The organism is Myxococcota bacterium (assembly GCA_039030075.1).
In the GTDB taxonomy this organism is placed as follows: Bacteria; Myxococcota_A; UBA9160; order UBA9160; family SMWR01; genus JAHEJV01.
The window spans coordinates 1-15,394 of the sequence record JBCCEW010000046.1; the positions used below are offsets into that span (position 1 = coordinate 1).

The 15,394-nt window shown below is 65.5% G+C and carries 11 protein-coding genes, 1 tRNA gene and 1 pseudogene; all 13 read left to right on the forward strand.

Features of this window, described 5'->3' with window-relative positions; genetic code table 11:
* Positions 1 to 76 (forward strand) — tRNA-Trp (locus AAF430_26235).
* Between the two features lie 46 nt (positions 77 to 122).
* Positions 123 to 332, forward strand: a complete 210-nt coding sequence (secE, locus tag AAF430_26240) for a preprotein translocase subunit SecE (GenBank protein ID MEM7413757.1) — start codon at positions 123 to 125, stop codon at positions 330 to 332.
* Between the two features lie 15 nt (positions 333 to 347).
* A complete protein-coding gene (gene nusG, locus AAF430_26245) occupies positions 348 to 878 on the forward strand; it encodes a transcription termination/antitermination protein NusG (GenBank protein ID MEM7413758.1) in 531 nt (176 codons plus the stop codon).
* A 13-nt stretch (positions 879 to 891) separates the two neighbouring features.
* Positions 892 to 1,317, forward strand: coding sequence for a 50S ribosomal protein L11 (gene rplK / locus AAF430_26250; protein ID MEM7413759.1), 426 nt, complete (start codon positions 892 to 894; stop codon positions 1,315 to 1,317).
* Between the two features lie 2 nt (positions 1,318 to 1,319).
* Complete coding sequence (rplA, locus tag AAF430_26255; GenBank protein ID MEM7413760.1) at positions 1,320 to 2,024, forward strand: 50S ribosomal protein L1; 705 nt, start codon at positions 1,320 to 1,322, stop codon at positions 2,022 to 2,024.
* 12 nt (positions 2,025 to 2,036) lie between these two features.
* On the forward strand, positions 2,037 to 2,564 hold the full coding sequence (gene rplJ, locus AAF430_26260) for a 50S ribosomal protein L10 (protein ID MEM7413761.1): 528 nt from the start codon (positions 2,037 to 2,039) through the stop codon (positions 2,562 to 2,564).
* A gap of 146 nt (positions 2,565 to 2,710) precedes the next feature.
* Complete coding sequence (gene rplL, locus AAF430_26265; GenBank protein ID MEM7413762.1) at positions 2,711 to 3,088, forward strand: 50S ribosomal protein L7/L12; 378 nt, start codon at positions 2,711 to 2,713, stop codon at positions 3,086 to 3,088.
* Positions 3,089 to 3,176: 88 nt separating this feature from the next.
* Positions 3,177 to 7,358 (forward strand): annotated as a pseudogene (gene rpoB / locus AAF430_26270) (DNA-directed RNA polymerase subunit beta).
* A gap of 81 nt (positions 7,359 to 7,439) precedes the next feature.
* Entirely contained in the window at positions 7,440 to 11,627 is a 4,188-nt protein-coding gene (rpoC, locus tag AAF430_26275; protein MEM7413763.1) for a DNA-directed RNA polymerase subunit beta', read from the forward strand.
* Between the two features lie 465 nt (positions 11,628 to 12,092).
* On the forward strand, positions 12,093 to 12,464 hold the full coding sequence (rpsL, locus tag AAF430_26280) for a 30S ribosomal protein S12 (GenBank protein ID MEM7413764.1): 372 nt from the start codon (positions 12,093 to 12,095) through the stop codon (positions 12,462 to 12,464).
* Between the two features lie 101 nt (positions 12,465 to 12,565).
* Complete coding sequence (gene rpsG / locus AAF430_26285) at positions 12,566 to 13,036, forward strand: 30S ribosomal protein S7 (protein MEM7413765.1); 471 nt, start codon at positions 12,566 to 12,568, stop codon at positions 13,034 to 13,036.
* 30 nt (positions 13,037 to 13,066) lie between these two features.
* The gene (gene fusA / locus AAF430_26290) at positions 13,067 to 15,136 is read left to right on the forward strand and encodes an elongation factor G (GenBank protein ID MEM7413766.1); all 2,070 of its coding nucleotides are present in this window, start codon (positions 13,067 to 13,069) and stop codon (positions 15,134 to 15,136) included.
* A gap of 117 nt (positions 15,137 to 15,253) precedes the next feature.
* Positions 15,254 to 15,394: GTP-binding protein (locus tag AAF430_26295; protein ID MEM7413767.1), on the forward strand; the 141-nt coding region annotated here is incomplete at its 3' end.

Below are 15,394 nucleotides of genomic sequence, written 5' to 3' on the forward strand. Positions count from 1 at the left end.
AGGCGCGTAGCACAATTGGTAGTGCACCGGTCTCCAAAACCGGGGGTTGGGGGTTCAAGTCCCTCCGCGCCTGCCAACTCAACCCTCAACTGATTTCGAGTACCCAGCGAAGGAGCCAGCTCATGGAGTGGAATCCGGTCACTTGGTACTCCGATTCACGCCAGTTCTTGAACGAGGTGCGTGCGGAGTATCGCAAGGTGACGTGGCCCACCCAGAAGGAGGCCATCGCCGGGACGATCGGGGTGCTGATCGTGGTCACGGTTCTCACCAGCGGTCTTTCGCTGGTGGATCTGTCGCTCAGCTACCTGATCCAGCTGGTCATTCCGTCTTAGATGCCGGGAGAGCTGATGTCCAAGCAGTGGTACATCGTCCATACCTATTCGGGTCACGAGAACAAGGCCATGCAGGCCTTGCTCGAGCGCGCGAAGGCGATGGGCAAGGAAGAGCTCTTCGACGAAGTGCTGATTCCCGAGGAGACCGTCGTCGAGATGGTCAAGGGAACCAAGCGCACGTCGAAGCGGAAGTACTTCCCCGGTTACATCCTGGTGCGGATGGAGCTCACGGACGAGACCTGGCACATCGTGCGGGGCACTCCGAAGATCACGGGCTTCGTGGGGGGCGACAAGACGCCGCCGCCGATCTCGGACGACGAGGTCGCGGCGATGACGCAACAGATCAAGGAAGGCGCGGCGAAGCCGAAGCCCAAGATCCTGTTCGACGAGGGTGACAGCGTCCGCGTGGTGAGCGGCCCCTTCGCCAACTTCTCCGGCTACATCGACGAAGTGATGGAAGACAAGGAGAAGCTCAAGGTGATGGTGCACGTCTTCGGCCGCGCGACGCCGGTGGTCCTCGACTACACGAACGTCGAGAAGGCGTAGGGAGAGCCCAGAAGTGGCAAAGAAAGTCGTTGCCGTGGTGAAGCTGCAGTGCCCGGCTGGCCAGGCGAATCCGGCGCCGCCGGTCGGACCGGCGCTGGGTCAGCACGGCGTGAACATCATGGAGTTCTGCAAGGCGTTCAACGCGCGGACGCAGGACAAGCAGGGTCTCATCATCCCCGCGATCATCTCGGTCTATGCGGATCGCTCGTTCACGTTCGAGCTGAAGACGCCGCCCGCTGCCGTGTTGCTGAAGCGGGCCGCGAAGATCGCGAAGGGGTCGGGCGAGCCGAACCGGACCAAGGTGGCGAAGGTGACCCGAGCTCAGCTCGAGGAGATCGCAACCTTGAAGGAGCCCGATCTCAACGCACATGAGATGGATCAGGCGGTGAAGATCATCGCGGGCACCGCGCGGTCGATGGGGATCGAGGTCGAGGGTTAGTCATGGCCAAGAACAAGCGCTACGAAGCGAACGCGGCGAACGTCGACCGCGACAAGTCCTACCCGCTCAGCGAAGCGGTCGGTCTGCTCAAGGACGGCCCGGAGCCGAAGTTCGACGAGAGCGTCGATCTCGCGATGAACCTGGGTGTCGATCCGCGCCACGCGGACCAGATGGTGCGGGGTGCCATGGTGCTGCCCCACGGCATCGGCAAGGAGACCCGCGTGCTGGTCTTCGCGAAGGGCGAGAAGGAGTCCGAGGCGAAGGAGGCCGGCGCCGACTACGTGGGTGGCGACGAGCTGGCGAAGAAGATCCAGGACGAAGGCTGGATGGACTTCGAACGCGTGATCGCGACGCCCGACATGATGAGCGTCGTGGGTCGGCTCGGGAAGGTGCTCGGCCCGCGCGGCCTGATGCCCAACCCGAAGCTCGGCACGGTGACGATGGACGTCGGCAACGCCGTCCGTGAGAACAAGGCGGGCAAGGTCGAGTACCGCGTCGACAAGTCCGGCATCGTGCATGTCGTGGTGGGCAAGCGCTCCTTCGACGCGGAGAAGATCGTGGATAACGCGGCGGCCTTGATCGACGCGATCATCAAGGCCAAGCCGGCTGCCGCGAAGGGCGTCTATCTCAAGAAGATCTCGATCTCGACGACGATGGGCCCGGGTATCCGGATCGATCCGTCGAGTGTTCCCGCGGCAGCGGCTTAAGGGGAAGCGACAGTGCTTTCACGAGCGGACAAGGAATCTCAGGTCGCCGAGCTCAAGGAAAAGCTCGACCGCGCGACGTCGATGTACGTGGTCGACTACCGCGGTCTCGGCGTCGAGGACGCGAACCAGCTGCGGCGTCGCGTGCGCAAGGAAGGTGGCGGCGACTTCGAGTACAAGGTCACGAAGAACGCCGTCCTGCGGCGCGCGACCGAGGGCTCGGACTTCGCGGGGATGCACGAGCACTTCGCTGGCCCGACGGCCGTGGCGATCTCGTTCGGCGACCCGGCCGGTCTCGCCAAGATCCTCGACGAATTCTCGAACGATCACGAGGTGTTCGAGCTGAAGGGGGGCGTCGTCAGCGGCGAGACCCTGACGCCGAAGGACATCGCCGTGCTCGCGACTCTGCCCAGTCTCGACGAGCTGCGCGGCAAGATCGTGGGCTTGCTCCAGGCGCCCGCCTCGAAGCTCGCGCGTCTCGTCAGCGAGCCCGGCGCCGGCCTGGCCCGGATCGTCAGCGCCAAGTCGCAGCAGGAGGGCTGAGCCCGCACTCGAATTCACGCGGGAGGGTCCGACTCTCCCACTCTTTATAGGGGCGACCGAACGCCGGACCGTCCCTCGGTTTTCTCTCTCTCGATTTTTCCATTCGCCCGGTCCCTCCGGGCCAAGTGCAAGAAGGTGAAACAACCATGGCCGATCTCAACCAAATCGTGGAAGACCTCTCCAGCCTCACCGTGATGGAGGCTGCCGAACTCGCGAAGCTGCTCGAGGAGAAGTGGGGCGTGAGCGCCGCCGCTCCCGTGGCGGTGGCGGCGGGCGGCGCCGTGGCAGGGGATGCCGGCGCGGTCGAGGAGAAGGACGAGTTCGACGTCGTCCTGATCTCGTCGGGCGACAAGAAGATCCAGGTGATCAAGGAAGTCCGCGCGATCACGGGCCTGGGCCTCAAGGAGGCGAAGGAGCTGGTCGAGGGCGCGCCGAAGCCGTTGAAGGAAGGTGTGCCGAAGGACGAGGCCGACAAGCTGAAGGAGCAGATCGAAGGCGCCGGCGGCCAGGTCGACATCAAGTAGTCGGCTGGTTCGGTTTGCGTCGTAGGCAGCCGCCAGTGCGGCGACTGCCCGGCTTCTTTCCACCGTCAGCCGGAGGGTCAACGTACCCGTGACCGAACTCGTTCTCACCGACACCGAGCTCCGCGTCCGCAAGGACTTCTCCAAGATTCCGCCGATTCTCGACATTCCGGATCTCATCGAGATCCAGAAGGAGACCTTCGAGCGGTTCCTGCAGACGAACATCGAACCCGAGAAGCGCGAGAACACGGGCCTTCAGGCCGTGTTCAACTCCGTCTTCCCGATCAAGGACTTCAACGACACGGCTTCGCTCGAATTCGTGGGTTACACCCTCGAAGAGCCGAAGTACGACGTCCAGGAGTGCTTGCAGCGCGGGATGACCTACGCCGCGCCGTTCAAGGTGACGATTCGTCTCGTGGCCTGGGATGACGCAGAAGGCTCCCAGGCGATCCGCGACGTCAAGGAGCAGGAGGTCTATTTCGGGGAAATCCCGATCATGACCGAGAACGGGACGTTCATCATCAACGGGACCGAGCGCGTGATCGTGTCCCAGCTGCATCGTTCGCCCGGCATCTTCTTCGATACGACGACATCCACCACGGTCTCGGCCGCGGGGAAGAAGATCTACTCCTGCCGCGTGATTCCGTATCGCGGTTCGTGGCTCGACCTCGAGTTCGACCACAAGGACCTGCTCTACGCGCGGATCGACCGGCGCCGGAAGATCCACGCCACGGTGCTGCTGAAGGCCCTGGGCTACACGCCCGAGGACCTGCTGGCCACGTTCTACAAGCCCGAGATCGTCCGGACCGACGGCAAGAAGTACGAGAAGAGCGTCGTTCCCGACCTGCTGGTCGGCCAGCGCTGCCTGAAAGAGGTGAAGGGGCCCGATGGCACCACCCTGGTGCGCAAGGACCGCAAGTTCACCAACGCCGGTGTTCGCAAGATCACCGAGGCGGGTATCGAGTGGCTCCAGATCCCGGTCGAGGACCTGATCCGCGTCGATGCGGTGAAGCGCGTGGCTCCCGTCGACATCGTCGACGAGTCCACGGGTGAGGTGATCATCGAGTCGAACGAGGAGCTCACCGTCGAGAACCTCGAAGAGCTCAAGAATCGCGGAATCAACGAATTCCCGATGCTCTACCTCGACCCGCTGATCACGGGCACGGCGCTGCGCGACACGTTGCTCGCCGACAAGACCCTGTCCCAGGAAGAGGCGATCATCGAGATCTACCGGCGTCTGCGCCCGGGCGATCCGCCGACCGTCGACACCGCGACGAACCTGTTCCGGAACCTCTTCTTCAACCCGGAGCGCTACGACCTGTCGCGGGTCGGGCGGCTCAAGGTCAACCACAAGCTCAGCTTCTCGGGAGAGGACCGGGTGCAGTGGCAGCCGGCCGGTCCGGGCACGCCCGACGAGGAGATCCCGCTCGGCGAGCTGCCCACGCTGCGCCCCGACGACATCCTCGCGGCGGTGAAGTACCTGGTCGAGCTCAAGAACGGCACCGACCCGGACAAGCGCATCGACGACATCGACCACCTCGGCAACCGCCGGGTGCGTGTCGTCGGCGAGCTGCTCGAGAACCAGTACCGGATCGGCCTGGTGCGCATGGAGCGTGCGATCAAGGAGCGGATGTCGCTCCAGGAGATCGAGACGCTGATGCCCCACGATCTCATCAACAGCAAGCCCGTCTCGGCGGTGGTCAAGGAGTTCTTCGGGTCCAGCCAGCTGTCCCAGTTCATGGACCAGACGAACCCGCTCTCGGCCATCACCCACAAGCGCCGCCTCTCGGCGCTCGGGCCCGGCGGCCTCACCCGCGAGCGCGCGGGCTTCGAGGTGCGCGACGTCCACCCCACCCACTACGGCCGTATCTGCCCGATCGAGACGCCGGAAGGCCCGAACATCGGTCTGATCGCGTCGCTCTCGACCTACGCCCGGGTGAACGACCTGGGCTTCATCGAGACGCCGTACCGCACGGTGACCGATGGCACCGTCACCGGTGAGGTGAAGTACCTCTCGGCGCTCGACGAGGAGCGCCTCTCGATCGCCCAGGCGAACGCGCCGTTCGACGACTCGGGCCGCTACCAGAACGACATCGTGTCGTCGCGTCAGGCGGGTGAGTTCGTGCAGGTGCCGCCGGACACGGTCGACATGATGGACGTCTCGCCGAACCAGCTGGTGAGCGTCGCGGCGGCGTTGATCCCGTTCCTGGAGAACGACGACGCAAACCGCGCCCTGATGGGCTCCAACATGCAGCGGCAGGCCGTGCCGCTCTTGCGGACCGAGGCGCCGCTGGTCGGTACCGGCATGGAATCCGTCGTCGCCCGCGACTCGGGCGTCACGGTCGTCGCGAAGCGCGACGGGACGGTGGAGTCGGTGGACGCAGGCCGCATCGTCGTCAAGCCCGACGAGGACGACGGCACCGGCAGCAACGTCGACATCATCAACCTCATCAAGTACCAGCGCTCCAACCAGAACACCTGCATCAACCAGAAGCCGATCGTGAAGCCCGGCTCGCGGGTGCGGAAGGGGCAGGTCATCGCGGACGGTCCGGCGACCGAACGCGGAGAACTGGCGCTGGGCCGCAACGTGCTCGTCGCGTTCATGCCGTGGGGCGGATACAACTTCGAGGACTCGATCCTCATCTCCGAGCGGGTGGTCAAGGACGACTCCTACACCTCGATCCACATCGAGGAGTTCGAGTGCGTCGCGCGAGACACGAAGCTCGGCAAGGAGGACATCACCCGGGACATCCCGAACGTCGGTGAAGAGGCGCTCAAGGACCTCGACGAATCCGGCATCGTGCGGATCGGCGCCGAGGTGAAGCAGGACGACGTCCTCGTCGGCAAGATCACGCCGAAGGGCGAGACCCAGCTCTCGCCGGAAGAGCGCCTGCTGCGCGCGATCTTCGGCGAGAAGGCCGGCGACGTGCGTGACACCTCGTTGCGCGTGCCGCCGGGCGTCACCGGCACGGTGATCGGGGCCCAGGTCTTCTCGCGCCGCGGCGTCGAGAAGGACGAGCGCGCTCGCGCGATCGAGGACGCCGAAATCGATCGGCTGCGGAAGGACCAGGACGACGAGATCCGGATCATCCGCGAGAGTGCCCTCAACAAGGTGCGCGAGCTGCTCACCAGCAAGCGGGCCGCCAACCGGGTGGGTGACGAGCGAACCCAGGTCACCTGGATCGAGCCCCGCACGGTGATCAGCGCCGAGACGCTCGCCGAGGTGCCCCAGCGTCGCTGGAACGACATCCAGCTCGAGGACGCGCGCGCCCAGGAGCAGGTCGACCGGATCTTCGAGTCGATCGAAGAGCAGGCCAACGTGATCCGCGCGGTGTTCGACGAGAAGATCTCGCGACTCCGCAAGGGCGACGAGCTGCCCCCCGGCGTGTTCAAGATGGTCAAGGTCTACCTGGCCATCAAGCGCAAGCTGTCGGTGGGCGACAAGATGGCCGGCCGCCACGGCAACAAGGGCGTCATCTCCCGGATCCTTCCGGAAGAGGACATGCCGTACATGGCCGACGGCTCGCCGGTCGACATCGTGCTCAACCCGTTGGGCGTGCCGTCGCGCATGAACATCGGCCAGATCCTGGAGACCCACCTCGGGTGGGCCGCCCGCGGGCTCGGTGAGCAGATCGACTACATGCTCAAGGCCAACGGCGCGGGCAAGGACGCGGCCTCGGTCCGCAAGGCACTCAAGGACACCTACTCGGACGAGCGCATCGCGGCGGCCCTCGACAAGGCCTCCGATGACGCGATCGTCGAGCTCGGTTCCAGCCTCCGGCGCGGCGTGCATGTCGCGACGGCCGTCTTCGACGGGGCGAAGGAGGACGAAATCCGCAGCGAGCTCGATCGCGCGGGTCTGCCGCTCACCGGCCAGACCGTGCTCTTCGATGGTCGCTCGGGTGAGCCCTTCGACCACGAAGTGACGGTGGGCGTCCTCTACATGCTGAAGCTCCACCACCTCGCCGACGACAAGATCCACGCGCGGAGCATCGGGCCGTACAGCCTGGTGACCCAGCAGCCGCTGGGCGGTAAGGCCCAGTTCGGCGGCCAGCGTCTGGGCGAGATGGAGGTGTGGGCGCTCGAGGCCTACGGCGCCGCCTTCGGCCTTCAGGAATTCCTGACGGTGAAGTCGGACGACGTCCAGGGTCGTACTCGGATCTACGAGTCGATCGTCAAGGGCGAGAACGTCCTGGAGCCGGGCCTGCCCGAGAGCTTCAACGTGCTCGTCAAGGAACTCCAGGCGCTCGGCCTCGACGTCGAGCTGATCGAAGACAAGTCCTAGGCCGGCAGCCGACTCCGGCCACCGCATCGACCCGAAACCGACCGCAACATCGAATCGAGGTCTTCCACTTTGCGCGATCTCTACAATCTCTTCGAAAAGCCCAAAGACCCGCTGGCCTTCAACGCCCTGCGGATCTCGATCGCTTCACCGGACAAGATCCGGGAGTGGTCCTTCGGTGAAGTGAAGAAGCCGGAGACGATCAACTACCGGACCTTCAAGCCGGAGCGCGACGGGCTCTTCTGCGCCAAGACCTTCGGCCCGGTGAAGGACTACGAGTGCAACTGCGGCAAGTACAAGCGCATGAAGCACCGTGGCGTGGTTTGCGAGAAGTGCGGCGTCGAGGTGATCCAGTCGAAGGTGCGCCGCGAGCGCATGGGGCACATCACCCTGGCGACTCCGGTGGCCCACATCTGGTTCCTGAAGTCGCTGCCTTCGCGGATCGGCAACATCCTCGAGATCTCGCTCCGTGACCTCGAGAAGGTGCTCTACTTCGAATCGCACATCGTGATCGACCCGGGCGAGACCGAGCTGCGCTTCGGGGAGCTCCTGAACGACGAGCAGCTGGTGGAGGCCCGCGAGACCCATGGCCGTGAGACCTTCACGGTCGGGATCGGCGCCGAGGCGATTCGCGAGATGCTCGCCTCCCTCGACGTCGACACCGAGTGCAAGGCCCTGCGCCACGAGATGCGCGAGGCCACCAGTGAGGCGAAGCGCAAGAAGATCAGCAAGCGGCTGAAGGTCCTCGACGCGTTCCGCGAGTCGGGGAACAAGCCCGAGCACATGATCCTCGAGGTGATCCCGGTGATTCCGCCGGATCTGCGCCCGCTGGTCCCGCTCGACGGCGGTCGCTTCGCGACCAGTGACCTGAACGATCTCTATCGCCGGGTCATCAACCGCAACAACCGCCTGAAGCGACTCCAGGAGCTGAACGCTCCCGAGGTCATCATCCGCAACGAGAAGCGGATGCTCCAGGAAGCGGTGGACGCGCTCTTCGACAACGGCCGTCGTGGCCGGGTCATCACCGGCCCGTCGAAGCGCCCGCTGAAGTCGCTCTCCGACATGCTCAAGGGCAAGACCGGACGCTTCCGCCAGAACCTGCTCGGGAAGCGCGTCGACTACTCGGGTCGGTCGGTGATCGTGATCGGACCCGAGCTGCGGCTCCACCAGTGCGGCATTCCGTCGCGCATGGCGATCGAGCTCTTCAAGCCCTTCATCTACTCGAAGCTCGAGCAGCGGGGCTACGTCACCACCATCAAGGCCGCGAAGAAGATGGTGGAGAAGGAGCGCCCCGAGGTGTGGGACATCCTGGCGGAGGTGATCCAGGAGCACCCCGTCATGTTGAACCGGGCCCCCACGCTGCACCGCCTGGGCGTCCAGGCCTTCGAGCCCCAGCTGATCGACGGCAAGGCGATCCAGCTGCATCCGCTGGTGTGCGCGGCGTTCAACGCGGACTTCGACGGCGACCAGATGGCGGTGCACGTGCCGCTGTCCGTCGAGGCGCAGATGGAAGCCCGCGTGCTGATGATGTCGACCAACAACATCCTCAGCCCGGCGACCGGCCGCCCGATCATCGGGCCCAGCCAGGACATCGTGCTCGGCTGTTACTACATGACCCGGGAGCGCCAGGGGGCGCGCGGGGAGGGCATGCGCTTCTCCGATCCCGCCGAGGTGCGCTGCGCCTACGACTCGGGTGAGGTCGACGTGCACGCGGCGATCAAGGTGCGGATCGGCGGAGAGATGGCCGACACCACGGTCGGCCGGATCCTGCTGCGTGAGATCGTCCCCGGCGACATCCCCTTCGAGATCATCAATCAGGTGATGGACAAGAAGGCGCTGGGCGAACTCATCGACCAGGCCTACCGCCGCCTCGGCAACAAGGCGACGGTGATCCTGGCCGACCGGCTGCGGACGCTGGGCTACCAGCACGCAACGCGGGCCGGCGTGTCGATCAGCATCGCCGACATGCAGATCCCGAGCGACAAGGAGCGCTTCATCGAAGCCGCTTCCCAGCAGGTCCAGGAGATCGAACAGCAGTACCAGGAAGGTCTGATCACGGACGGCGAGCGGTACAACAAGGTGATCGACATCTGGGCGCAGGCCACCGAGCAGGTGGCCGGGCAGATGCTCGACCGCCTCGGCACCGACGTCGTCCAGGACGAGAACGGCGAGGAACAGCACGTCCCGAGCTTCAACCCCATCTATATGATGGCCGACTCGGGAGCCCGCGGTTCCGCCCAGCAGATGCGTCAGCTGGCCGGGATGCGGGGTCTGATGGCGAAGCCGTCGGGCGAGATCATCGAGACGCCGATCACCTCCAACTTCCGTGAAGGGCTCTCGGTCCTCCAGTACTTCATCTCCACCCACGGTGCCCGCAAGGGTCTCGCGGACACGGCGTTGAAGACGGCCAACTCGGGCTACCTGACGCGGCGACTGGTGGACGTCTCCCAGGACGTGGTGATTCGCGAGCCCGATTGCGGGACCACGGACGGGATCGAGATCGGGCCGCTCGTCGAGGGTGGTGAGATCATCGAGCCGATCGGGGAGCGGATCCTCGGTCGCGTGGCGCTCGACGACGTCAAGGACACGCTCACCGAGGAGGTCCTCGTGCCGGCCGGCACGGAGATCAACGAGGAGCGCGTGCGCATCATCGAGGATGCGGGCATCGAGCGGGTAATGATCCGTTCGGTGCTGACCTGCGAAGCCCAGTTCGGCGTGTGTGCCCTGTGCTACGGGCGCGACCTGGCCCGCGGTGAGATGGTGAACATGGGTGAAGCCGTCGGCGTCATTGCGGCGCAGTCGATCGGTGAGCCCGGCACCCAGCTCACGATGCGGACCTTCCACATCGGTGGTACCGCGACGCGGCGCGTGGAAGCGTCCCACGCCGAGGCCGCTGCCGACGGTGAGGTCCGCTACGCCCACATGCGCACGGTGACCGACCGCGAGGGCCGCAAGATCGCGATGAGCCGAAACGGCGAAATCGGGGTCTTCGACTCGACCGGTCGCGAACGCGAGCGGCATCCGGTGGTCTACGGCGCTCACGTGAAGATCGAAGACGGTTCCCAGGTGAAGGTCGGTGACGTCCTGCTCGAGTGGGATCCCTTCGCGAATCCGATCCTGGCCGATCAGGGCGGTACGGTGAAGTTCGGCGACATCGTCGAGGGCGCGACGATGCAGGAGCAGGTGGACGAGTTCACCGGCCTGTCCTCGAAGGTGATCATCGAGTCGAAGGACCCGGAGCTGCGGCCGCGCATCTCCGTCAAGAGCGAAGCGGGCGAGACGATCGCCCGGGCGCTCCTGCCGGTGGGTGCAAACCTGGGCGTAGTCGACGGAGCCGACGTGGCCGCCGGCGACGTGCTGGCGAAGATGCCGCGCGAAACCACGAAGACGAAGGACATCACCGGCGGTCTGCCGCGGGTGGCCGAGCTCTTCGAGGCCCGGAAGCCGAAGGACTTCGCGATCGTCTCCGAAATCGACGGCACCGTCTCGTTCGGTCCCGACTCGCGCGGCAAGCGGCGCGTGATCGTGACCCCCGAGCTCGAGGACGCGGAGCCGAAGGAGTACCTGATCCCGAAGGGCAAGCACATCAGTGTGCACGAGGGCGACCGCGTGCGTGCCGGTGAGGCCCTGATGGACGGCTCCTCGAACCCGCACGACATCCTGAAGATCAAGGGCGACAAGGAACTCGCGAAGTACCTCGTCGACGAGGTGCAGGAGGTCTACCGACTCCAGGGCGTGCGCATCAACGACAAGCACATCGAAACGATCGTGCGTCAGATGCTGCGCCGCGTCCGGGTGAAGGAGGTGGGCGATACCGACTTCCTGGTGGGCGAGCAGGTGGAGAAGATGCACTTCGAGCGCACCAACGCCCAGATGCTCGAGGAAGGGAAGCAGGCCGCCGTGGCCGAGCCGCTGCTCCTCGGCATCACGAAGGCGTCGCTCTCGACCGAGTCCTTCATCTCCGCCGCCTCCTTCCAGGAGACGACGAAGGTCCTCACCGAGGCCTCGATGTGGGGGAAGGTCGACTACCTGCGTGGCCTGAAGGAGAACGTGATCATGGGTCGGCTGGTGCCCGCCGGTACGGGGATGGCCCGGTACCAGAACATCGGGATCCAGATCGACGCACCCGAGGGCATGCTCGAGCCCGTCGAGGAGGAGGTGCCGTCGCTGGGCGACGAGCCGGCTCTCGGCGGCGGAACCGAGGCTTCGCCAGGCCTGCTGGCTTCGGCGGAGGCTCCCTCGGACCCGATCGAGAGCTGAGACACCCAGGGGCTGAGGGAGGAATCCCTCGGCCTCTGCCCGAGAGAGTCCGGTCCGCGCGCGCGGATCCGGTTCGGAAACCGGAACGGCCCGCGCCCCGTCACCTGGCGGGGCCAGCGGGCCGTTCTCGTTCGTGGCGACGTTCGCGCTCCCGGATTTCGCGGTGGCGAGGGTGGGCCCCTAGGGGAAAAAGGGCCCACTTTCCGCTTCGCCGACCCTGAAAATCCGGGCCGTGATCGGCGCAGTCGGAAGGGGCGCGAGGCACCTTCCGGGGCCTCGAATGCCACTGTCCAGTTGCGTTGACAGGGGTCGGAAGCTCGCTAAGATGCGGCGGTTTTTCCGACAGGGCCGCCACCTGCGGTTCGCCTCCGAAGCAGCGGAGGGGGCTCCCGAGACCTGGTCTCCGGTCCCTTCGCAGTCGGCAGGCTGGACGTGGGGGGCGGTGTCTCTCGTGGAGATTTTTTCATGCCTACCGTACAACAGCTGATCCGACGCGGACGCCGACCCCAGAAGTCGCGCTCGAAGTCGGCCGACCTCCTGAACTGCCCGCAGCGTCGCGGCGTGTGTCTGCGCGTGTTCACGCAGACGCCGAAGAAGCCCAACTCGGCGCTCCGGAAGGTGGCACGTGTGCGCCTCACGAACGGTCGTGAAGTGAACGCCTACATCCCCGGCGTTGGCCACAACCTGCAGGAGCACTCGGTGGTGCTCGTGCGCGGTGGTCGCGTCAAGGACCTGCCCGGCGTTCGGTACCACATCGTGCGTGGCACCCTCGACACGACGGGCGTCGCTGACCGGAACCGTGGTCGTTCGAAGTACGGCGCGAAGCGCCCCAAGTAAGTCCTCACCCGCCGGCCGGGCCACGTCGATCGCGACGCCGCCCGGCCGCTGTTCTTTCCTGCAACGACTTCCCGCCGCACTGGCGGATCGAGAGAGTTTGCATGCCCCGACGACGCGAAGTTCCGAAGCGCGAAGTGCTGCCCGATCCGAAGTACTCCGACCGAATGGTCGGACGCTTCGTCAACGTACTGATGTACGACGGCAAGAAGAGCACCGCCGAGCAGATCATCTACGGCGCATTCGAAGTGATCGAGTCGAAGACCCGGAACGACCCGCTGGCGATGTTCCGCCGCGCGATCGAGAACGTGCGCCCGCGCGTCGAGGTGAAGTCGCGCCGCGTGGGTGGCGCCACCTATCAGGTGCCGATCGAGGTTCGGCCGGAGCGCGCGTCTTCGCTCGCGATGCGCTGGCTCAAGGACTACGCCCGCAGCCGCGCTGGCAAGAGCATGCGTGAGAAGCTCGCCGACGAGATCATCGACGCCGCGAACGAGCGCGGTGAGGCCGTGAAGAAGCGTGAGGACACGCATCGGATGGCCGAAGCCAACAAGGCCTTCTCCCACTACCGCTGGTAGTCCGGCGGTCGGGGGTTCGGGAAATTCGTCATGTCGCGTCAAGCACCGCTCGAGCGCACGCGCAATATCGGCATCATGGCCCACATTGATGCCGGTAAGACGACTACGACCGAACGCATCCTGTTCTACACCGGCGTCAACTACAAGATGGGCGAGGTGCACGACGGCGCCGCGACCATGGACTGGATGGAGCAGGAGCAGGAGCGCGGGATCACGATCACTTCGGCTGCGACCACCTGCAGCTGGAATGATCACCGCATCAACATCATCGACACGCCGGGCCACGTGGACTTCACGATCGAGGTCGAGCGCTCCTTGCGCGTGCTCGACGGCGCGATCGGCGTCTTCTGCGGCGTGGGCGGTGTCGAGCCCCAGTCCGAGACCGTCTGGCGTCAGGCCGACAAGTACGCCGTGCCGCGCATCGCGTTCGTCAACAAGATGGACCGCGTCGGTGCCGACTTCGAGAGGGTCGTCGGCATGATCCGCGAGCGCCTGGGGGCCAACGCGGTCCCGCTGCAGATTCCGATCGGCGCCGAGGATCGCTTCCAGGGGGTGATCGATCTTCTCGACGAGAAGGCGGTCTACTGGAACGACGAAACCCAGGGCGCCGAGTTCGAGCTCCGTGACATCCCGGACGATCTGGCGGAAGCGTCACGGGCCGGGCGCGAGGCCGTGATCGAGGCGGTAGCCGACTTCGACGACGCGCTCACCGCGAAGTACCTCGACGGCGAGCCGATCTCGGCGAGCGAGCTGCGCAAGGCGCTGCGGGAAGCGACCCTGCAGTTGGCCGTCGTGCCCGTGCTCTGCGGGACGGCTTTCAAGAACAAGGGCGTCCAGCCGCTGCTCGACGCGATCGTCTCCTACCTCCCGTCTCCGCTGGACGTGCCGCCGGTCGAGGGCACCAACCCGAAGACCGAGAAGCCCGAGCAGCGGAAGGCCGACGACAACGATCCCTTCAGTGCGCTCGTGTTCAAGCTGATGAGCGACAAGCACGTGGGGCACCTGACTTACGTGCGCGTCTACTCGGGACGGGCGAAGGCGGGCCAGCAGGTCATCAACGCGAACTCGGGTCGCAAGGAGCGCCTCGGGCGGCTGCTCCAGATGCACGCCAACAAGCGCGAAGAGATCGAAGACGTCGGTGCCGGTGACATCGTCGCTGTGGTGGGCCTCAAATCCATCGCCACGGGCGAGACCCTCTGCGAGACCCAGAAGCCGATCGTGCTCGAGTCGCTGCAGTTCCCGGACCCGGTGATCTCGATCGCGATCGAGCCGAAGACCCAGGCCGACATGGACAAGCTCGGTCAGTCCCTCGACCGCCTCACCCAGGAGGACCCGTCCTTCCAGCGGACGGTCGACGAGGAGACGGGTCAGACGATCATCTCGGGAATGGGCGAGCTCCACCTCGAGATCATTGCGGATCGGCTGGTGCGCGAGTTCGGTGTCCAGGCGAACGTCGGGAAGCCTCAGGTGGCCTACAAGGAAACCATCACCCGCTCGGTGAAGGTGGAGGGTCGCTACGTCAAGCAGAGCGGAGGCTCGGGCGACTACGGCGTAGTGAAGCTCCAGGTCGGTCCCGGAGAGTCGGGAGCCGGATTCACGTTCACGAATGCGTTGAAGGGCGAGAGCATTCCGCGCGAGTTCGTGAAGGCGATCGAGCAGGGCTGTGAAGAGGCCACCCAGAGTGGCTCGCTCGCGGGCTACCCGGTGGTCGACGTCGCGGTCAAGCTCCTCGATGGCGATGCCCACGAGGTCGACTCCTCCGAGCGCTCTTTCAAGATCGCGGCGTCGATCGGCATGAAGGAGGCCTTCGAGCAGGCGGCCTCGGTGCTGCTCGAGCCGATCATGGCCGTCGAGGTGGTCGTGCCCGAAGAGTTCGTCGGCGGGATCCAGGGCGATCTCAACAGCCGGCGCGGCAACATCACCGGGTTCGAGATGCGCGGCAACGCGCAGGTGATCACCGCGGAGGTCCCGCTCTCGAACATGTTCGGCTACGTGGGCGAGCTGCGGTCCCTGACCCAGGGGCGCGGCACCTACACGATGCAGTTCGAACGCTACTCGGACGTCCCCGAGAGCGTCGCTCAGTCACTGGTTTTTCATTAGACGCTCGCGACCGAGCGAGCGCTCTTTCATTCACCCCTCATCGGGAACCGGGAGCAGGTCCCGGCCCCCCGAACACTCCACCGCTAGCGAGCGAAGCGCGAAAGATACGGAGAAGTCATGGCCAAGGAGAAGTTCGAGCGAACGAAGCCCCACGTGAACGTGGGGACGATCGGTCACGTGGACCACGGGAAGACGACGCTGACGGCGGCGATCACGTCGCGTCAGGCGCACAAGGGTCTGGCCGAGAAGGTGGACTTC